The following is a 20,330-nucleotide window of genomic DNA, read 5'->3' on the forward strand; positions in this document are numbered from 1 at the left end:
CATTTTCAACTGCTCTTCTTAATTGCGGCATCCGGATAACGAAAAGGCAGCATGATTTCGAATATCGTCCCTTTACCCAGCTCGCTGTTGACTTTAATCTTTCCATGATGGTTATCCACAATCTTGTAACTCACCATGAGCCCCAGACCGGTACCCCTTTCTTTGGTAGTATAGAAAGGTTGCCCCATTTTGGCCAGCTGGCCCTCATCGATACCCGGTCCTTCATCATGAATACGCACATAGACCCCGTCGTTCTCGCGCGAAAGGCTAATCTTAATGGCTCCTCCGTCTATCATGGCTTCGATCGCATTTTTGATGACGTTAATAAACACCTGCTTAACTTGGTTTTCTACGCCATAGATCCATAGAGGATCTGTGCCATACTCCGCTTCGATCGCGATATTATGCAGAATGGCCTGAGTCTCCAGCAATGTAACTGTATCTCTCATCATCACCCGCAAATCTTGATAAACAAGCTCGTAAACCTGCGGCTTGGATAACATCAATAGTTCACTTACGATATCCTCGATACGGTCCAGCTCAGCGTTCATAATATCATAATAAGTGTTATTATGTTTCCTGCCGGAAACAATTAACTGCAGGAAGCCTTTAAGCGAAGTAAGCGGATTTCGAATTTCATGGGCAATTCCCGCAGCTAACTGTCCGGCCACGTATAATTTCTCGGAATTGATAAGCAGCTCCTCATTCTTCTTGCGTTCGGATATATCTCGTATGATGACCTGAATCGCCGGCTCATTATCGAGCGTTGTCATAGTCTCTACGATTTCAGTGTGGAGGATGTTCCCCTTCAGAGTAAACCATTCCTGTTCCAATGGCTTCCCGCTGCCAGTAAATACGAGATTGTGCAATCTCTCTCTAACCACATGGTGATCCCTGGCAGGAAGAAAGGTATAAATGGATTTGCCCAGCAATTCACTTAATACCTCAGCCTCAAACATTCGCAAGCCCGCAGCATTCACGAACCCCCAGCGGTCTCCCGTTAGAATGGCAATCGTATCTAACGAATTCTCCACCAAAAGCCGGTAACGTTCGTCCATCAAGCTGAGTCGCTTGTCTATGTACCAAGTAATCAAGGTTGAGATCAGGATGAGCAGAGCTCCTATACCTACGATAATAGCAAGCAGGTTAATATTCTGATTCAGCTTGTCCGAATCCTGATAAGCCGCGTCTTTGTATTCAATAATCAGAGCCGATTGCGCGAGCAGCTGAATAATAACCACAGAACTTCCCAGCAGCACACTGGCGATAATCTTTCTGAAACGATGAGTGCTTTCCGAGAGTAAAATAGATAAATAAGTTCCCGTGAAAAGAACTAAATAAGAAAGAATAAAATAGCCTATATCGATGCTGAGCCGTTCAATCGGATGTCCCAGTCCGCTGAAATAACACATGAAGGCGACTCCGAAAGATAAGATGGAGCTGCCGAGCAACACTCGATACTTCAGAATGCCCTGAAAGGTCAGCATCACGAAGGCCATCAATGAGAAGAAGATACCCAACATTAAGGCGACAACCATAAACCAATCGAAATGAAGCGGTTCGTTGAAGCCGAGTGTCGTTATAAAATGCTTCGCCCACAATCCCACTCCAAAGACGAACGCGCCGCCAGCTAACCAAAACTGGCGAAAGGTTCCATTCGTTCTCTTGAGATTGCCTACAAAGTTAAACATGGTATATGATGCGAGTATGCTGATTATCAGTGCCAGCAGCAAGAAGAAAGTAGGCAATAGAGCTATGGAGCCGTTCATATTGTATCCCTCGCAATAACTGACTTCTTAATGCTTTGTGTAATAAGATTCGACGAATACCAGCAAATTCCTTTTAGAGCAACCAAAAATTGGAGGTTAAACTCTATGTTCCGTTCTGTTTTTAGTGAATTTAAGACTTTTGCTATGCGAGGAAATGTTGTTGATTTAGCTGTCGGGGTCATTATTGGCGCCGCATTCGGCAAAATCGTTACTTCTCTCGTAAATGACATTGTGATGCCCCCGGTCGGTAAGCTGCTCGGCGGTGTGGACTTTAAGGATTTATTCATTCCATTGCAGAAAACAGATCTCAAGACACTTGAAGCTGTACAGGCAGCTACGATCCCCGTTGTCGCCTATGGACACTTTATCAACGTACTTATCGATTTCATCATCGTTGCCTTCTGCGTATTCTTACTCGTGAAATTCTTGAACAAGCTTACCCGGAAGAAGGAAGTAGAAACACAGCCCGCAGCACCGACAACTCGTGAATGCTCCTATTGCCTTTCCGAGGTCCCTCTGGCCGCATCCCGTTGCGCTCATTGCACTTCCGAGCTTGTCCCCGTGGTACAAGCTTCCTCGGCACAGGTATAGGTAGGATGGCTGAAATATTCGATGTATATGACGAACGGGGCAATTGGACAGGGACCGCAGAACGGGGAGAAGTACATGCGCAGGGGTTATGGCATCATACGGTGCATTGCTGGCTTGTCCGTCTGTCGAACAATGGAGTAAACAATAGCAGCAAACGCAGCGCTCGTGTTTTGTTTCAGAAACGATCTGAGAATAAGGATACTAATCCAGGATGCTTCGATATCACGGCAGCAGGTCATCTTGCAGCTGGGGAGACGCCGCGGGACGCCGTTCGGGAGCTGGAAGAGGAGCTTGGCGTCCAAGTCGCCTTCGACGAACTCACCGAATATGGTATCATACGCGAAGAGTCGTCCGGAGAGATTGGCGGCGCGGCGTATATCGACGCAGAAGTCAGCCATGTATACGGGCTAGTCACTTCAATGGAGTTAATGGATTTCACACTGCAGGAAGAGGAAGTTTCCGGCTTATATGAAGCGGACGCGGATGAGCTTATCGCTTTATTAGAAGGTAAAGTAGACGAGCTCATCGTTAGTGGTGTTACCATAAAGAACGGACAGCTGAAGGCTGCCAAAACCATCATCACCTGCAGCTCGTTCGTATCCCGGGATTATGGCTACTATATTTCCGTGTTCCGTTTTTTGCGGGATATGGCTATGCGTTAATCTAGATATTACGAGGTTGAAGGCGGATGGGCTTCCAAATGATACGTCCGCCCTTCACCTTGCCTTCTACCCAGTATCCGTGTCGGGGGTGTCGGAATAGCACTTCAAGCTTGCCGTCCCCGTCTACATCCCAGATTCGAAAAAGACGTCCGTCGTTCACTCTCCCAAAGCCCCGACTGTCTCCTGCAGATTCCCATGCCAATCCGCCCGTACGAAGTCTATCGGAATCCTTTGCACGTGCCAACGCTTTCCCCAACCACCAAGATCCATCCTTAATCCCGTAATACAGCACTTCATCTTCCTCTAAGTCAAACCGACCGCACCAATAGGCGCCTCCTTCATGAAACCTGCCTAACCCCTCCCAGTTCCGCCACCAACGATCAATCATTCCGTGAATATTATAAAAAACTGTATTGTGCGGGGCCGTATCGAAATCGTTAATATCCGACTCCCCAAACAATTTGGCCGCTTCCTGATGAATGCATGCATGAATGTCCGAGGATTCGACAAATCGGCCAAGTTCGTCCGCGGTGGCGAAGGATTCCGGTTGGAGCAATATTCGAGCTTCCGCCGCTTGGTTGTAACAAGGCGATTGCCGGATCGGCTCCGGAACAGATGTCCATGCCTCCACAAGGCTGGGATCAAGGCTGTTACGATGGTACCAAGTTAATGCTCGAGTGATAAAATTGCGATGATATTGAAGAAACTCAAGCCCATACCCAACCGGAGGGTTAGCCTTATCAACATAATGCCGGGCATGGTGCCAATTCTTATGCTCTTCCACAAGGTACTGCGGAAAGTTCGGAATTCTCGGCAAGAGATCCCCCCTCTTAACCGCATCAAAGCTGCAAGCGGTCTAATTGCCAATACTATATGCAATGGTTTAGGAGGATGATGCTTACTCTGGCTATATAGCCGAGGTGATTATCATGATCATGTCTTCCGCGAATATTATCTATCTCATTATCCGTAATGACGGTGGACCTCGTAAAGATGACCCGGTATAGGTGACGTTTCATATCCCTTTCTGCGGGTAATGGTAAATAAAGGGTTGAAAACTAACAAATACTTAATACCTTATCGCAATTATTTCTAATACTTTGGCGTTATGATTTACTTACCAAACAACCAAATGGTGGTGATTAACGTGAGGGACATTAGAGATGCCATTCTTGCTTTAGACAACAGCTTTCTGATTAACAAGTTTAATGCGGCAGCGGAACATTCTCCTGATGATGAATTCATTCAGGTTCTCCTCAAGGAAATAATCAACCGTCAACTAACCATTGAAGAAGTGCTGGCACAGCGAGAGCTTCATTGAGCTAACTCCTCCCTTTAAATATATTACTCGCCTGCAGAGATGCAGGTATTTTTTTTACACAAAAGTCTATACACACCCTATTTGCGAGTCCCTCGAGTAAGCTTAATCGGAGACATTAGTCATCATCATTAACTCTAAACCTGTATTTACTACATGTTCTTTTCGCGATTAGAGACAACTGGGTTTCCCATCCTGTGTACAAAATGCAGGTTAGAGTCGACTGAGCCATTGGACGTAGAGTTATACTATCTTTATAGTTAACAAACAAAAAAACCGCTCAGCCAAGTTGGCTAAGCGGTTCCTTATCTGTTAAAGCATTCAATTAAGGGTGGTGGTGCCGGCGAGAGGATTCGAACCCCCGACCTACTGATTACAAGTCAGTTGCTCTACCAACTGAGCTACACCGGCACGTGAATTTTTCCTTACAAATAAAGACTTTATCACAAAATTTAAGGATGTGCAATGAATATTTTTAAACTCAGTCTTTGTTTTTTCCATCAGCCTGAGCCGCTATCCCACGAACTACATCAGCAAATCCTTTATTAGAATAGTTATTTTTGAAATAAAAGTCAAGCCTTACTTCGCTGGTTTATTATGGATGGTTTAGTACGCAAAAATCACTGTATATGTATCACAAAGAACCCCTGCAGGATAGGTTTCTCCGGTCAGGGGCTTAATAATTGATTTTGCAGCTATTGCTTTACTTCGGCAGGCACTGTGATCTTAATGTCTGCATGCTCCTCAAACCAACGTCCCGCTCCGACAAGAGCCGGGCCTAACCTCTCTTCTTCCGGGTATTGCAGGCGGATAACACCTTCGTCATGCAACGCATCGGCTGTGACTTTGCCAATCGCTATGCAGAGAACATCGTTCTCGAAAGCAGCAAGAAGAAGTTGTTCCTTCTTTGTATCGCGAGCTCTATGAAAGATGCAGCGAGCTTGCGCGGTACTCGTGAATACAACAGCGTCCATCGAGCCTTCCAAGCAACGGTGAATCAACTCGTCTATCGGTCCAGGCTCCGGCATGACATGAATATAAGGCAGCAGCTCCATGCATTCCGCTCCAGCTTCGCGTAAACGATTGGAAATTGGGGGCGAAGGGTCGCCATAGAGCTGAAGTGCGATTCGAGCTCCTTGGAGCGGATATTCCGATAAAGCTTTAAATATCCCCTCCGTTGTTCCATCTTCTGCTTTAATGGTCGGTTCAATCTGCAGCTTCCGCAGCGCATTAACTGTTTTATAACCACGAGCGGCAATTCGCGTCCTAGACATAAAGGCAAGAAGTTCTTCCTTCATCCCCAGATCCTGTGCCTTAGCCACTAACGCTTCGGTTCCGATCCCTGTCGTTAACACAAGCCAATCTATAGAGGAGGTTGTTAAGCTGCGAAGCTGCACCTCGAGTAATCCGTCGTCGGAATAGACGTTGCCTTGAGCGGGACATATGAAAGGAGATCCACCCATTTTAAGTACCATTCGGGTAAATTCGACTTCACAACGTGGACCGGTGACTGCAATGCTTCTGCCTGACAGCTTGCCCATGCCTAATTCCCCCTCGCTATTCTCAGGATGAACGCCGTAATGTCTCGGTATCGTTGCAAAGATAAACTTTACCTGTCGCCTCTTCATGTATCACGCTGACAGCCTTGACACAGCCATGATCGGGAGCTTGAACCTGCCCGTCATCGAGATCAATCTTCCAATCATGCAACGGGCAGTAAACGTGATGATCGCATACGATGCCCTCCGACAATTTACCCGCTTTGTGGGGACAGCTATTCTCCACGGCTCGGAAGCTGCCATCCGATAATAAGAATACCGCCCACTCCACACCGCCTGATTGAACAACTCTAGCTCTGCGGTCAGTGAAATCTTTATGATGGCCAATTAGGGTTTTCGCCATGGTTATCTCTCCTTATATTTAAGTGCCTATTCGATATACGGGTGCGACAGGAAAGGATGAGGATTCCGCCGCTGGTAAATCCAAGTTGCTTTGATCACACCTAGCGGTTGCAACTTGGATTTAAAGGCGACGTAAACTCTCCATCCTCATTCCTTTCCTTCTGACCCTTTCGAATAAGTATAGCATTCCAAACGGATCTCAACCTAGCTTTTTATTGAGTTAGTCGGTTGGGGGTTTCTCTACAAGCGCGGCTTGAGACTGGTTGTCTGCTCCGCCGGAAGACGAGTCGGAATTAGCCGCCGTTAATGAGTCAAACGCTTTAAGTAGATCTGCGTTTTCAATGATTTGCTGCCATGGATCCTTCATGAGATCTAGCGTTTTCTCGATTCGGCTCACCAGAGCTTCGCGTTCGGATTGGAGCGCTAAAGCGTCCTTGATCTTAGGAAGTCCGATTCGCTGCAGCCACTCGGCTGTCCGTTCATTAAATTTAGCGGTCTCGCGATAGTATTGCAGGTAAGCGCCAGTCCATTCCAGCACTTCCTCTTCCGTCTTCACCTTAATCAGCAAGTCTGCCGCCCGTACGCGAGTACCGCCGTTTCCTCCGACATATATCTCCCATCCGCCATCGATCGCAACAACTCCGAGATCCTTGATCGTTGCCTCTGCGCAATTTCGCGGGCAACCGGATACGGCAAGCTTGATTTTGGCTGGCGTATTGAGCCGTTCGAATTTCTTCTCCATGGCGATACCCATTCCAATGGAATCTTGCGTGCCGAAGCGACAGAATGTATTGCCCACGCACGTCTTCACCGTTCTCAAGGCTTTGCCATAAGCGTAACCTGAAGGCATATCAAGGTCCTTCCAAACGTTCGGCAAGTCTTCTTTCTTGACTCCCAGCAAATCGATTCTCTGTCCGCCTGTAATCTTCACTAGTGGAACATCGTATTTTTTCGCGACATCTGCAATACGCTGCAATTCCTCCGGTGTAGTAACTCCTCCATAAATCCGCGGGACTACAGAAAACGTTCCATCCTTTTGGATATTAGCATGGTTTCTCTCATTAACAAAGCGACTCTCCAGCTCATCCTCATGCTCGTCGGGAAAGATCATTCCCAAATAGTAATTCAAGGCAGGACGGCATTTGGAGCATCCCTCTGGATTTTTCCATTCCAGAACATGCATGACCTCTTTGGAAGTGGTTAGTTTCATGCTTGTAATAGCTTCAACGACTTCATCGCGAGTTAAGGGGGTGCAGCTGCAGATCCCCTCATGAACCTGCTGTACATTATCGGCTCCAAGCGTGAGGGAAAGAACTTCCTCTACTAATGGCTTACATCCCCCGCAGGAACCAGAAGCCTTCGTGCAGGCTTTAATTTCCCCGATGCTTACGCAGCCTTTTTCCTTGATCGCTTCGATGATCGTATCCTTTGTAACACCATTACACCCGCATATGATCTCGTCTCCGCTCATCGCTTCAACTAAAGTCGTTGTGCTGCCGCTTTGACCGCCGCCGCCTTCGTTACCGAAAAGAACTTCCCGCTCCCGCCCGGTGAAATCTTCACCGCTCCGTATCAAGGAGAACAGCTTCGAGCTTTCAGCCGTATCACCGAATAGAACAGCACCGACTACCTTACCCTCTTGGAACACTACCTTTTTGTAGATTCCCGCAAGATCATCCTGAACCCGCAATGCTTTCGTACCCGGCTCATCCGTGAAGCGGCCTGCCGAGAACACTTGCACACCCGACACCTTCAGCTTAGTGGATAGTACGGAGCCGGCATAACCTGGAGCCTCCGTTCCCGCCAGCTTCTTCGCCAGCACCGCGCCTTGTTCATACAGTGGGGCGACCAGACCATAGACGATTCCCCGATGCTCCGCGCATTCCCCCAAGGAATAAATGCCAGGTATGCTCGTCTGCATGAAATCATTAACCACAATACCGCGGTTCACTTCCAACCCGCAGTCACGTGCCAATTGAACATTGGGCTTGATCCCAACCGCCATAACAACCAGATCAGCCTCTACCTCTGAACCGTCTTTGAACCTTAAGCCTTTTACGCGTTTCTTACCTATGATGGAATCCGATTGCTTCTCAAGAAGGAACTTCATTCCTTGGCCTTCCAACTGCTCGCGAAGCATCTGAGATCCGGTTGGGTCCAACTGTCTCTCCATTAGATGTTGGAAAATATGAACAACGCTAACTTCCATGTTCAAGTTAAGTAATCCGCGCGCCGCCTCCAAGCCGAGAAGACCTCCGCCGATTACGATTGCTTTCTTGTACTTTTTGCTCGTTTCGATCATGGTGTTGCAATCTCGAATGTCCCGAAAGGCGATTACACCTTCCTTGTCCGCCCCTGGAAGCGGGAGCATGAAAGGTAAGGACCCCGTTGCCAACACAAGCTCATCGAACTCCACAACCATTCCTTGATCCGTGGAAACTTTCTTATTGACGGTATCAATCCCCGTTACTACATGGCCGGTAAGCAGCTCTATGTGATTGTCCCTGTACCAATCCCAATCGTTCAGAACAATGTCTTTCAGCTCCGCATCTCCTGCAAGTACCGATGACAACATAATTCGGTTATAGTTAGGGTGCGGCTCTGCTCCGATAATTGTTATTTCATATTTATGGGAATTCAGCTTCAGCAGCTGCTCGACGAACGCAACCCCGGCCATTCCATTTCCAACCATGACTAGTCTTTGTTTCATTTCCTTGTCTCCTCTCTGTTCGCGACGCATAACCTTTCCAAATTACACAAAAAGCCCATCCTCTTGAAATCAAAAGGATAGGCTTCGCTGCCAGGAGTGATAACACGCCATTGTGTCTGATCACTGCATTGATCATCTTAAATTATAGCAATATTATAGAGGGTCAATCTGTTTAGTGTCAACATAATTTACATAAAGATAGTGCTTTACACAACAACTAACTCTTAAAGGTTAACCTCGACAGTTATTTGCTTCGTATGTTATATTACATTACATCACATTAAAATTATACAGAGTGCGCATCTGAAATATTGTTGAACATTCAGAGGCGTCGAGCGGGGGAGGTGTGACTATGAATAAACCATTATTATGGCAGGACGAGGACTTAGACCCCAATCCCATTGCCTCATTAATCAATCGCTATCGTAATATTACCTGTATTCGTACGGAAGCTGAGCTGCGCCATTCACTGCCTTCGGCATCCGTGGCTATCCTTTATGTCTCCTATGCGAAGTTGCGCGATAAACAAATCACCGTCACCAACACTAGACGCTTACCTATCCTTTGGCTTTGCAATGAACCGCGTATCCCGCGTGAGCCGGAATGGGGCTACTCTCTAGATGGTCTGATATTTCCCGGAATGGATCGCCATGAAATGGATTGGGCCATACAATGGGCCACCCGTTCGTTCCTTGAACGAAAAAGATGGCATGAAGAAAAAGAACAATTATTACAGCGCCTTGAGGAACGAAAGTGGGTCGATCAGGCCAAAGCTATCCTGTGCGAAATCAAGGGTATCACCGAATCGGAAGCTTATGATTTTCTAAGAAAACAAGCAATGAATGAGCGGAAAAGAACAGGAGAAGTCGCAGCATCGATCGTTAAGGTTTACCAGTTGATTCATGGTTAATTGAAATTTTGGTGTTAATTTAGTTGACATGTTCCTAAACCCACATCTATAATGGCAATAGAACCCCTCGAACGAGGGAGCGGACATGGCGACGCAGCCTTACCGTTATTATCACTAACCACAAAAATTACGATAACGGTACAAGGGCGTACCTAAATCGGGCAATGAAGCCGGCAGCAGTCGATTACTCGACCGCGCCGGCTTTTCTTATGGTTATTAACACGGTTTTATACAAAGAGGAGAGATTATGATGGCAGGAAAAGGATTTATGCAAGCGGGACACAAGCCTTCTTTATTTAGTTCGTTTCTTTACTTTGATGTAAGCTTTATGGTTTGGGTATTGTTAGGACCTCTCGCTGTTATTATAATGGGAGATTTCGATATGACCGCCTCACAGAAAGCAAATCTCGTCGCTTTGCCGGTTTTAGGCGGTTCTATCCTACGCCTCGTGTTAGGTTTCATGACGGATCGTATCGGCCCGAAACGGACCGGTCAAATCGGAATGCTGCTTACAATGATCCCATTATTCTGGGCGTGGCAATTCGCCAATACCTTAAGCAGCATGTACTTTGTCGCACTGTTGCTCGGTATTGCCGGCGCCAGCTTTGCAGCTGCGTTGCCGCTTGCAAGTCGTTGGTATCCTCCGCAATATCAAGGGCTTGCCATGGGTATTGCCGGAGCCGGTAACAGCGGCACCGTGATCACGACATTGTTCGCTAACCGGATCGCTACCTATTACGGCGATTGGCATATCGTTTTCGGCTTTGCCCTCATCCCCATTGTAATTACTTTCATTGTTTTTACTATTCTAGCCAAAGACAGTCCAAATCAGCCTGCACCTGCTACTCTTAAGGATTACGGCCGCATGTTCGGTCAACGCGATACCTGGTTGTTCTGCTTACTATACAGCGTTACGTTTGGCGGTTTTGTCGGTATGGCCACTTACCTTACCATTTTCTTCAATACCCAATATAATCTCGCCCCTGTGCGCGCTGCCGACTTCACGACCATTTGCGTAATCGCGGGCAGCTTCTTCCGTCCGGTTGGTGGATGGCTTGCCGATAAGCTAGGCGGTATTCGCATGCTGATCACTCTTTATGCTGGCGTAGCGATTCTATTGGCCTTTATTTCCGGACTTCCGCCGCTTGGCTTTGTTACTGTTCTCCTCTTCATAATGATGATGCTTCTAGGGATGGGGAATGGAGCAGTGTTCCAGCTTGTACCTCAACGGTTCCGCAAGGAAATTGGCATCATGACGGGAATTGTCGGGGCAGCCGGTGGAATAGGAGGCTACTTCCTGCCGAAAATCCTCGGCAATGTCAAGGAAGCTACAGGAAGTTATTCGACCGGTTTCTTGATCTTGAGCGGGATTGCCCTCATCTGTATCGTGGCTATTCTCGTCGTCCAAAAAGATTGGAAATCCTCATGGGTTGGCCAAGGCGGCCGTGCGCAAACTACTACTGAAATATCCGCTTAATAGCAGCCATTGATGACTTTTTCTGAACCAGACTTCCCTCTTCTGCATAAGCTGGCATGACACCAGCCTATAGAAGCGAAGGGGAATGAAGATGAACGGCCAAACATTGATGCTCCCGATCCGAGTACGAAAAATGACCGCTAAGAACGTTAAAATTAACGTCCCTTATATAACCGGGGGAACAACCCCAGCAGCGGTTGAAGCAATGAACAATGCCATTGCCTCAGCTAATCAAGAGTTGTTGAGAGCTCAAGGTTATCCAGGACCGGATGTACAGGAGATGGATGGTACATTTGAAATCAAGACGAATGAGAGAGGCGTACTGAGCCTCTCTCTCCTGAACTATGCTTACACGGGCGGCGCCCACGGAAATACGCTGCAGAAATCGCTGACCTTTGATGCAGATACTGGACGCAGCTATACGCTGGGTCAGCTGTTTAAGCCGGGAAGCAACTATGAGGCAAGGTTGAATACAATTATCCAAGCTCAAATTAAAGCGAGGCAGTTGCCGCTTCTTGGAGATTATCCAGGGATTACTCCGGACCAGGATTTCTATATCGCCGACAAAGCGCTGGTCATCTATTTCCCGTTATACGCGATTGTGCCTTATGCGTGGGGCTTTCCTTATTTTCCGATATCGGTATTCGAGATTCAGGATATTATCGATGAAGAAGGTCCTATGGGTGTCTTAATGTATTAGGAGTGGGGATGCAACAATGGGGGGCCGCTTTCTGGCCTTCCATTGTTGCATTTTGAGGCTGTCGATTAATTGTGGACAGTTTTAACGTGAACATACACATGCAGAGAATGTATATGATTTTTCGGATACATTTATAGAATCCGGGCTCAACTCGTGTTTTGTGTATGAAATTTCGTATAGAATCGACTGATTCGATGTGTATGCCGCTCATTTTGTATGATTTTTCGCATACATTTTGTGGTCTCCCGCAGATTTCCGAAGTTATGAACTGTTAATCGACAGCCTCATTTTGCGACAATAGCGAGGCGGGCGACATGTCAGTTGGTTTAAAAAAGGCTTATCCCTAGTCCGAGGACTGGTGATAAGCCTTTTTATTCATTTCAATCCCCCGCAGCACCACCCAACAGAGTGCTGAAGCAGCTTCAACACTTCCGTGTGCAACAGCCCATCGCGGCGATGCGCAGGAGTTAGACAGCACACTCGCCCTCCTCCGTATGGATGGCGCCAACCTGCAATGGAGCTGCCGTCCACCGATTCAGATCGAAGGAACACCTCGGTTTGCTCCTCGCTGCAGGCAACGAAATAGTGTTCATCCATAATTTCGAAGGTAGTTTGATCTTGCGCAGTAAAAGTATAAGTAACCGGTTGATGCAGCTCCGGGTGGTGTAGAAAGCAGCCTCGTAACATGGAGACATAGCTTCCTTCTTTATCATAAGAGGCCAACCCGGAATGCCAAGCCAACCAGCCTCCACCCGCTTCTACATACTTAGCGATCGAAACGGAGATTTCGTCAGACATCCATCTGGCATTGTTATCTGCTTCAGGAGAGATCCGATCTTCCGCGAAAAGAATAACGGCATCCGGCCCTTCAGCCAAAGCGGACTTCAGCTGCTCCACTGAAATATAACGTAAGCTAAGCTCGCCGGAATCGATCATTGGCTTCAAGGCTTGATTTAACGCTTCCGCGCTATCCTCTGCAACATGGTAAAAATCACCGACTATTGCCACGATTTGTTTCATGGATCAGATTAACCTCCTGCTTATTTTAAATTGGCATCGAATGCACCGTTAGTTGAAAGCCGAGGCCTCTTCCGGCACCTGTTATAAGTAGTTCATTTATCGTTCTCCAGTAACTCAACCAGCATCTTAAGCTCACTGTAGGAGTCGATATACGCATATCGCCCTCCCGTATACTCGCCCTTCTGAAGAAGAGGCATCCCTTTTGCTTCCAGCAACGCGATTTTCTCCTTCATTCCATCAACAACAAAGGCGATATGATGAAAGCCTTCGCCGTTCTGATCTAACGACTCGCGCCAAGTGCTTGGATTGTGGTCCGGCTCGATTAACTCCAATTGCAACGATCCCATATCGAAGAAGGCCAACTTCGCCCGAGCCTCCGAGCGCTCTCCCCGGTATTCCGTCTGCGCAATATCCGCTGTATCCGTCCAGAACCAAGCCGGCTTCTCGACCCCGAAAAAATCTGCATATTTCTGAGAGGTTTGGTCGATATCATTGACCAATAACCCGATTTGCGTAATCACCTTATTACCCAGTAAACTTTTGTCCATGGTAGAAAGTCTCCTCTGCGATTGATTGTTCGTTTATTGCTGAATATCCCGGTTACCCGCCCGCATCGATTTCACTCGGCTTCATCCCCGCCCATATGTTCGGTACTTGAACTGTACTCGGCTCTTCAAAAACTAGGAATGCGGTGGGCAAATACCTCTCGCCATAGGCAGAAGCCGGTTTATTTACGATTAGCCCTTTGTCATCTACGAGTACCGTTGAGGATCCTCCGTCTAAGTTAGCCGCAATGACGGCACCTCTCGCCAGCATTATTTCCTGAGCCTCGTACAGAGTCACACCCAGACTATAACCCGGCTGCCGTCCATCGATCATAAGAAACAGAATCGCACCGTCTTCGCGCTGTCCCATTACCGTACGCGGGGCAACTCCCCAGCCTTCCTTGCGGCTTTTGATCAAGCCCTTGCCATTGACGATAATCCGCGGCGAGAAGCTTACAGCTTCAGAGATACCCATCTCCATTAATTCATCTATCGTATAATTCCCAGCTATCATCTTGCCGCTCTTATCAATACCTACAATTTGCACGCTTTTCTTACCGCCGAGTCCATCGTAGAAAATTCTTCCCTGGCTTATTACAAGTCCAATCGGCTTAAACCCATTACCCTTCCAGTTGGGATCCGAGAAGCCACCTGCATTCACTCCCGCCACAGCTCCCGTCCGTTTGACCATACTGGATACCTTCTCGCCCCGCCCCCGCTTGATAGGAACAACGAGACGCACCTTTTTCGGGTCCCTTACGGTGAGGAGGTAACCGTGATAGCCATCGCCATCCACTTCTTCAATGGAAGTAAGCGGCTGTGTTTCTTCCTCTGGATCGGCGGTTTGCTTAGAAACTACCGGAATCGCCGGAATCGTATGGGTGTCGCGCTCCGTTCCCATTTCCTCGAACCGGGCAGCATAAACCGCGACCCGTTCCTTCAAAGCTTTATCGCCAATCAAATATTTCGCCCATTCCCGATGCTGGGTTGTAATTAATGAATCAGCTAACATATAGCGATACTCTATGCCAGAAGGGATCAGGAAAAACCAGCCTGCTGCTAAGACCGTGAAAATAAACCCTGTTACGAACAAGGCTTTGAGCATCCGCCAAAACCTAGATCGTTTTGGACGTCCTGCTTTGTTTTTCCGCGGAGTCGACACCACGGTTGAAGTTCTAGAGGGTAATGGCGATATGGCGTCCATGCTCCTTTTTTTGTTTTTCCACACTCCTTTATACGAGGCTAGGGATGAAGTTGTTGCGTGCTATTTTAATAGAGACAAAAGTTCCTAAAATGAGACAAAATGCGACTTATATTGAAAACGGTCAGGGTATACGATATTGTAGAATCACTTGGAATATTATTCATAATTAGAGAGGAAGAGTTGCTTGTTCCCTTTTCAGAAGTTTCGTATTTTCATTCTCAGCCTAATTTTGACGGTTTGTATCGGCAATGTTGCGGTTGTTGCCGAAGGAGAAACAACAGAGCCTTCTGTTGAGACGTTAGAACTCTCTGTCTATCAAACGGATTTGTGGGACTACACCCCACTCTTTCAAACCTATGTAGATGAAATCAACCCAAATGTCAAAATCAACATCTATTCCTTTCCCATTTGGGAGTATGAGGATAATATCAAGATCGCACTGGCCTCAGGAGATACTCCCGATTTAATCCTGTTTCCAAACTGGTTTATTCCGGACTTCAGCTCCACAGAAGGTCTATTTACAGATATGAACGAGATCGACTCCAGTGCAGTATCCGAGATCCGCAGCGGAACGGTAAAAGGCTTGTGGAGCACCATAAATCCTCCCGGCAGGAAATCCGTATCGTTTGTCCCCTTGAATTCTTTACCCAGCGTAATGTTTTATAGAACGGACTTGTTCCGTAAAGCGGGGCTGCCTACACAACCCGAAGCCGTAGAAGCCAAATTGAATAGTTGGAATGCAGTGGCCTCGTTAGGAAAGATTTATAAAAGCAAAACCAAGAGAGCTCTTCTGGGACAGCCAACATCTATCTTTAATTCCGTTATTCAATTAAAAACACCTATTTACTATGATAATAAAAACAATTATATCGGAGATAAAAATCCGCAAATCAAAAAAGCATACGATTATGTCGTTAAAGGTATGAAGGAAGGCTGGATCGGTAAATACAAGGATTTCAACTCATTGGAAAATGCGGTTAAATCGGGATCCGTCGGAGCTGTAATAGGAGAACCCTCAATTGCTCAGAGCATTAAAGATTGGGTGCCAAAATTAGCGGGGAAATGGGCAGTCGCTTCGGTCCCTGAGCGTACTTATGATTCCGGCACGCTGTCTGCGGCCATTCCGCCCATGAAGCAAAACTCAGGAGCCGCGATGGAGCTTATTCAGTGGTTGGCCGGGGCGAATGCGCAAAACATGGCATTCAACAATTTCGGGTTTTTCCCCGCCAACCTTGAAGCATTGGGGGAGACAGAGTGGCTGAATGAGTCGGATGCTTTTTACGGTAACCAGAAAGTAAATCACTGGTATGTAAAAGCGGCACAAACAGCCAAACCGGATGCGTTATATCAAAACCATTCACTAGAACTTCATAGTAGTTTCAACAATGCGATTATAAGACTCATTCGCAACGCGAAATCCGATCCTACTAAAGAGTGGGCGGCTGCCGTAAAAGAAGCGAAGAAAATTGCCGCAAGCAATTAATCTATTTTTTGCGACAGCATTTCCCAGGAAATGACGAGAAACGTCCCTATCCGCTAGTCTCAAGGTGGAATAGGGACGTTTCTTTATATACACCCCCCTCTTCTTCGTTGAAGAAGGAGTCTTCTCGGCAAGATAAGATAAATATTGGTATAATGAGGAGGACTAATGGTGAGAAACTGGAGGAATTTTTATGAATTCGAATGAACGTTATGTCATTAATCAATTAAACGATTGCTTTCCCCTTTATGAGCTTAGAGATCATCATACGGATTCTCGAGTTGTACTATGCCCGGAGCGCGGCGGAATCGTTACTGAATGCCAGCTTCACGGGCAGGAGCTGCTTTATCTGGATCGCGAGACATTCCTTAATCCTCAAGCAAACATTCGCGGAGGAATCCCGGTACTGTTCCCTATCGCGGGACAGCTTGTCAACGGTCAGTATGAATGGAATGGTGAAACATACCGGATGAAAAATCACGGAGTCGCACGTAACCACCCCTGGGAGGTTATCGCAACCGGAACCGAGGGCTCGGCTTCCATTACATTAGCTCTACGCAGCAATGCCGAAACCTTAGCAGCATATCCATTCGAGTTCGAGCTGCGGTTTACTTATCGGCTGCGGGACGGGATCCTCTCGATTGAGCAAAAATATATCAATCTCTCACAGCAAGCGATGCCCATGGTTGCGGGCTTTCACCCCTACTTTGCGACAGAGGGCAAGAATTTAACTTATGGTACGGATGCAACACACATGCTGGATTACAACGACAAGCTGGTAAAGCCGTTTAACGGGTCACTGGATTTAGGTGGTATGGTGGAATCCGCAGCCTTGCTAGATGCTCGCAAGCAGGAGATCTCCTTTCCCCTGGCAAGAGGGCGTAACGTTCACCTAAGCTATAGCGAGGAGTTCCGTTACGCTGTTCTCTGGTCCGTAGAAGGGAAGCCTTTTGTATGCGTGGAGCCTTGGACGGCTTTAAATGAAGCTTTGAATGACAAAGCCGGCCTTCTAATGGTATCCCCAGGAGAAACGTTGGATTTGGCCTTACATATCGCTTGTGAATAGTGAAGCTTTAATATAATTATTCGTCGCTAAGAAGGGGCTGTCCCATAAGGGCGATCTTATGGAACAGTCCCTTATTTGCTGCTGAAAATAACAATGCTGGAATACATTCTCCTCATCAGTAAGTAAAACCCCGTAACCCATTACTTTTCTTAAGGCTATCACTGTAAAGAAAATAACGCCAAAACTACTTCTATATCATTTCCAATATCTCATTATGGATCAACTAGTAGCAATAGTGCTGCTAACAATCTCCATTTTCCACGAATCATGGTTTTGACTACGAACTAGTGGTAAGAAAGCAACAATATCAAGAATTATCGGTTGAACCCATGATATTAGTAGCACTTTTACCTCAAATTCTCGTATACACCGTCAAGAGTAGTGAATAGGATTCTTGATAGGACATTTTTGTCATTTAGTGAACCTAGAACCTTTTGGGACAGCTCCCTTCTGGTTCCGAAAGATAAAAGCGATCTGTTCTTAGAAACCAAAGACGACGTCAATAAACCATTTGCCATCGATCTTCATTAATTCGAATGTATCCTCATCGGTTTGTTTCTCTCCATCCTCCATATAGACGACCTCATAATGAACCTTTGCTGTATTCTCGTCTTCATCGACCTTTAAGATGCTATAGTCCCGAAGGTTTATTTCACCCGCTTCGAATTGTCCTTCCAGCATCTCGACTAAGGAATCCTTTTTCTCTCCTTCAGCGGCCATGGAGGAAGCCGACATATAGGATACCATTTCCCTCACGTTTTCTTTTTTAACGGCATTCATGAATCCTTTAACCGTGTTCTCCGGAGTGGCTTGGTTTCCAGCTCCTCCAGTAAACTTGAAGAGAAGAAAGATAAGCGCTGCCGCCGCCATGATAACCAGAATCATTTTCTTCGTCTGATCCGATAACAACCTTGATGGGTTAGGTGCGGATGGTGTCGCAAAAGGGTATTGTGGATCTATAAATTCCGATTGATCTGACGCGCCTGCCGATAGGGGCTGTTCTTTTGTAATTTCTGTGCCGCAGCTCGGACAAGTTACAGCTTGTTCAATAAGCTTTTCTCCGCAATTCGCACAATACATCTTCAAAAATCCTCCAAAATGTGTAATGTATTCATGTCTCCTTTCACTATACACACAAACTTGGAGCAGAGGAATAATGTACCGAATTCTTTAAGAGAATTTAAGCTTATAGCTCCACCGATATTCACTCATATACCCGAACATAATCGGAAAGGGCAGAGTTCCTTCCGCTCCCTTGGGACTCCCGCTGAACCACTCCGTATGCGTCTGATACAGCTCACTGTTTCCTCCGATCTTGTACAACTCGTAATTAATCCTACTCCATATATCATAATTAAGGCCGCTGCCCATTTCGTCAATGGTCTTCCCCCTTATGCGACTGTTCAAGCATTATGGGTATTTATCTCAGGAGAGAATCGATTTATTGTTCCGATACTCCAGAGGCGTAACTCCTACAGTATCCTTAAATACCCGATTGAAGTGCTTGGTGTTCTCGAAGCCGACCATTTCCCCAATCTCGAATACCTTCAACTCTGTCGTTTCCAGCAGCTCCTTGGCCTTCTCGATCCGCAGGTTTTTTATATAGTTAACAAAGCTCATCCCCGCGAATTCCTTGAACGCTTGGCTGAAGTACGAATAATTAAGCGATACGTGATTAGACACCATCGTCATGCTAAGCTCTTTGTCATAATTAGCTTGGATGTATTCCACGGCCCTAGTCATATCTCTCTGGTCGACATGGATTAATTTCAAATGCCGAATGAAGTCATTCAAACCGGATAGAAGGCCTTCCACGCAATGAATGTAGTCTTGAATACTAGTAAAGTTGTATATGCTGCCAGCTAGTTTGTACATTTTGATAATTTCGACCGACGCTTCCCCATAGGTACGAAACACTTGATCGAATACCCATTCGTTTAAAGCATGGCTGACCGCTTCAAAATATACGATGTCTGCCTCAGCTAGCGCCCTAGGCTCGAAAAGCTCCATGAGAAGCGACTTCATTTCTTTCTCCCTATCCGTCCCCATCATGTTCGCCAGCTTACGAATTGCATCTTCGGGTACCCGATAACACCGATCCCGGTGTATCAGCTGACCATAACGAATGAATATCGATCCAGATCGATCGAATAGCAGACGGTATTTCAAAGCATGACGAGCTTCCTCGTATTTGATCTTGAGCTGTCCGATCGATACACCCAAATCGCTGATGCCCGCAGCGAACGTCCCCGTTCCGCCGGATGCAGAAGCCATATGCTCCGTCATCCCTTGTAACAACTCCTGCCGGGACGTTAACACGACAAGCCGGCCGTCCTTGTCTTCCAAGGAGAGGAAATTGCCCTGCTGCTGGCGACCGTACAAATACTCATTCCCTTTAATGAGATTACGCTGATGGTCCGATGTATCCAAGATTCCAACATAATAAGACGGCTCAAACTCCTCAAGCCCCGCTTCAAGACAATGCTCGACTACTTCTTCGGCTCCGATGCTCTCCCTGGCCCAAATATATTGCAGCGTATTGATTCGCATACCCTGCCTATACTTATCCGTTGTCTCGAGCCGGTTATGAATCGACTCCTGCAAAACAAGCTCCGATTCTATTCTGCCGAGAGCCGCAAACAAATCTTCTCGTACGATCGGCTTTAGCAGATATTCCTTCACTTTATATTTAATTGCTTCTTTGGCATATTGAAAATCGTCGTAGCCGCTCAAAATGAGTAACGCAGGCCCTTTAGGCAACTCCGCCAACGATTTGATGAGCGCAATCCCATCCATTACCGGCATTCGAATGTCAGTAAGAACAATGTCCGCAGGCTCCTGCTCGAATCGCTCCAATGCCTGCTTGCCATCGGCTGCCAGAGAGATGCAGTAAACTCCCGGATATTCCCGTTCGATCATCGCTTTCAAGCCTAGCCGGATATTACGTTCGTCATCCGCGATCAGCAGCGTGCGCATA

19 protein-coding genes and 1 tRNA gene are annotated in these 20,330 nt (G+C 46.8%); 8 read left to right on the forward strand and 12 right to left on the reverse strand.

Going from position 1 to position 20,330, the window contains the following annotated elements:
• Positions 1 to 5: 5 nt before the first annotated feature.
• Positions 6 to 1,769: an ATP-binding protein gene (locus ACESLK_RS04165; RefSeq protein WP_372662655.1), complete on the reverse strand. Its 1,764-nt coding sequence runs from the start codon at positions 1,767 to 1,769 to the stop codon at positions 6 to 8.
• A gap of 105 nt (positions 1,770 to 1,874) precedes the next feature.
• Here ACESLK_RS04165 and mscL point away from each other — a divergent pair, with 105 nt between their 5' ends.
• Together mscL and ACESLK_RS04175 are read left to right on the forward strand one after the other, a co-directional pair.
• The gene (gene mscL / locus ACESLK_RS04170) at positions 1,875 to 2,360 is read left to right on the forward strand and encodes a large conductance mechanosensitive channel protein MscL (RefSeq protein ID WP_372662658.1); all 486 of its coding nucleotides are present in this window, start codon (positions 1,875 to 1,877) and stop codon (positions 2,358 to 2,360) included.
• Between the two features lie 5 nt (positions 2,361 to 2,365).
• Positions 2,366 to 3,022, forward strand: coding sequence for an NUDIX hydrolase (locus tag ACESLK_RS04175; RefSeq protein ID WP_372662661.1), 657 nt, complete (start codon positions 2,366 to 2,368; stop codon positions 3,020 to 3,022).
• A gap of 1 nt (position 3,023) precedes the next feature.
• Here the strand turns inward: ACESLK_RS04175 and ACESLK_RS04180 are convergent, their stop codons facing one another.
• Entirely contained in the window at positions 3,024 to 3,839 is an 816-nt protein-coding gene (locus ACESLK_RS04180) for a tyrosinase family protein (protein ID WP_372662664.1), read from the reverse strand.
• A gap of 330 nt (positions 3,840 to 4,169) precedes the next feature.
• Here ACESLK_RS04180 and sda point away from each other — a divergent pair, with 330 nt between their 5' ends.
• Positions 4,170 to 4,343: a sporulation histidine kinase inhibitor Sda gene (gene sda / locus ACESLK_RS04185; RefSeq protein WP_372662667.1), complete on the forward strand. Its 174-nt coding sequence runs from the start codon at positions 4,170 to 4,172 to the stop codon at positions 4,341 to 4,343.
• A gap of 332 nt (positions 4,344 to 4,675) precedes the next feature.
• Here the strand turns inward: sda and ACESLK_RS04190 are convergent.
• From ACESLK_RS04190 to nirB, 4 genes are all read right to left on the reverse strand, one after another.
• A tRNA-Thr gene (locus ACESLK_RS04190) sits at positions 4,676 to 4,751 on the reverse strand.
• A 284-nt stretch (positions 4,752 to 5,035) separates the two neighbouring features.
• The gene (locus ACESLK_RS04195; protein WP_372662670.1) at positions 5,036 to 5,881 is read right to left on the reverse strand and encodes a uroporphyrinogen-III synthase; all 846 of its coding nucleotides are present in this window, start codon (positions 5,879 to 5,881) and stop codon (positions 5,036 to 5,038) included.
• A gap of 22 nt (positions 5,882 to 5,903) precedes the next feature.
• The gene (gene nirD, locus ACESLK_RS04200; RefSeq protein WP_372662673.1) at positions 5,904 to 6,242 is read right to left on the reverse strand and encodes a nitrite reductase small subunit NirD; all 339 of its coding nucleotides are present in this window, start codon (positions 6,240 to 6,242) and stop codon (positions 5,904 to 5,906) included.
• A gap of 219 nt (positions 6,243 to 6,461) precedes the next feature.
• A complete protein-coding gene (gene nirB / locus ACESLK_RS04205) occupies positions 6,462 to 8,951 on the reverse strand; it encodes a nitrite reductase large subunit NirB (RefSeq protein ID WP_372662675.1) in 2,490 nt (829 codons plus the stop codon).
• A 352-nt stretch (positions 8,952 to 9,303) separates the two neighbouring features.
• Here nirB and ACESLK_RS04210 point away from each other — a divergent pair, with 352 nt between their 5' ends.
• The 3 genes from ACESLK_RS04210 (at position 9,304) to ACESLK_RS04220 (ending at position 12,038) form a co-directional block, all read left to right on the forward strand.
• Positions 9,304 to 9,861, forward strand: a complete 558-nt coding sequence (locus ACESLK_RS04210) for an ANTAR domain-containing response regulator (protein ID WP_372662678.1) — start codon at positions 9,304 to 9,306, stop codon at positions 9,859 to 9,861.
• Positions 9,862 to 10,111: 250 nt separating this feature from the next.
• On the forward strand, positions 10,112 to 11,338 hold the full coding sequence (locus ACESLK_RS04215; RefSeq protein ID WP_372662761.1) for a nitrate/nitrite transporter: 1,227 nt from the start codon (positions 10,112 to 10,114) through the stop codon (positions 11,336 to 11,338).
• Positions 11,339 to 11,429: 91 nt separating this feature from the next.
• Positions 11,430 to 12,038, forward strand: coding sequence for a DUF3298 and DUF4163 domain-containing protein (locus tag ACESLK_RS04220; RefSeq protein ID WP_372662681.1), 609 nt, complete (start codon positions 11,430 to 11,432; stop codon positions 12,036 to 12,038).
• Positions 12,039 to 12,413: 375 nt separating this feature from the next.
• Here ACESLK_RS04220 and ACESLK_RS04225 read toward each other — a convergent pair whose 3' ends face one another.
• From ACESLK_RS04225 to ACESLK_RS04235, 3 genes are all read right to left on the reverse strand, one after another.
• A complete protein-coding gene (locus ACESLK_RS04225; protein WP_372662684.1) occupies positions 12,414 to 13,058 on the reverse strand; it encodes a ThuA domain-containing protein in 645 nt (214 codons plus the stop codon).
• A 92-nt stretch (positions 13,059 to 13,150) separates the two neighbouring features.
• Positions 13,151 to 13,606: a VOC family protein gene (locus tag ACESLK_RS04230; RefSeq protein ID WP_372662686.1), complete on the reverse strand. Its 456-nt coding sequence runs from the start codon at positions 13,604 to 13,606 to the stop codon at positions 13,151 to 13,153.
• A 52-nt stretch (positions 13,607 to 13,658) separates the two neighbouring features.
• The gene (locus ACESLK_RS04235) at positions 13,659 to 14,807 is read right to left on the reverse strand and encodes a phosphodiester glycosidase family protein (RefSeq protein ID WP_372662689.1); all 1,149 of its coding nucleotides are present in this window, start codon (positions 14,805 to 14,807) and stop codon (positions 13,659 to 13,661) included.
• A 184-nt stretch (positions 14,808 to 14,991) separates the two neighbouring features.
• Between ACESLK_RS04235 and ACESLK_RS04240 the strand changes: the two genes are divergently transcribed.
• Both ACESLK_RS04240 and ACESLK_RS04245 read left to right on the forward strand, forming a co-directional pair.
• Positions 14,992 to 16,290, forward strand: coding sequence for an ABC transporter substrate-binding protein (locus ACESLK_RS04240; protein WP_372662692.1), 1,299 nt, complete (start codon positions 14,992 to 14,994; stop codon positions 16,288 to 16,290).
• Positions 16,291 to 16,480: 190 nt separating this feature from the next.
• On the forward strand, positions 16,481 to 17,353 hold the full coding sequence (locus ACESLK_RS04245; RefSeq protein WP_372662695.1) for an aldose epimerase family protein: 873 nt from the start codon (positions 16,481 to 16,483) through the stop codon (positions 17,351 to 17,353).
• Between the two features lie 480 nt (positions 17,354 to 17,833).
• Here the strand turns inward: ACESLK_RS04245 and ACESLK_RS04250 are convergent, their stop codons facing one another.
• From ACESLK_RS04250 to ACESLK_RS04260, 3 genes are all read right to left on the reverse strand, one after another.
• Positions 17,834 to 18,433: a DUF4878 domain-containing protein gene (locus tag ACESLK_RS04250; RefSeq protein ID WP_372662698.1), complete on the reverse strand. Its 600-nt coding sequence runs from the start codon at positions 18,431 to 18,433 to the stop codon at positions 17,834 to 17,836.
• Positions 18,434 to 18,523: 90 nt separating this feature from the next.
• Complete coding sequence (locus ACESLK_RS04255) at positions 18,524 to 18,760, reverse strand: hypothetical protein (RefSeq protein ID WP_372662701.1); 237 nt, start codon at positions 18,758 to 18,760, stop codon at positions 18,524 to 18,526.
• 18 nt (positions 18,761 to 18,778) lie between these two features.
• The gene (locus tag ACESLK_RS04260; protein ID WP_372662704.1) at positions 18,779 to 20,329 is read right to left on the reverse strand and encodes a response regulator; all 1,551 of its coding nucleotides are present in this window, start codon (positions 20,327 to 20,329) and stop codon (positions 18,779 to 18,781) included.
• Position 20,330 lies beyond the last annotated feature (1 nt).

Source organism: Cohnella sp., assembly GCF_041640265.1.
Lineage (GTDB): Bacteria > Bacillota > Bacilli > Paenibacillales > Paenibacillaceae > Cohnella.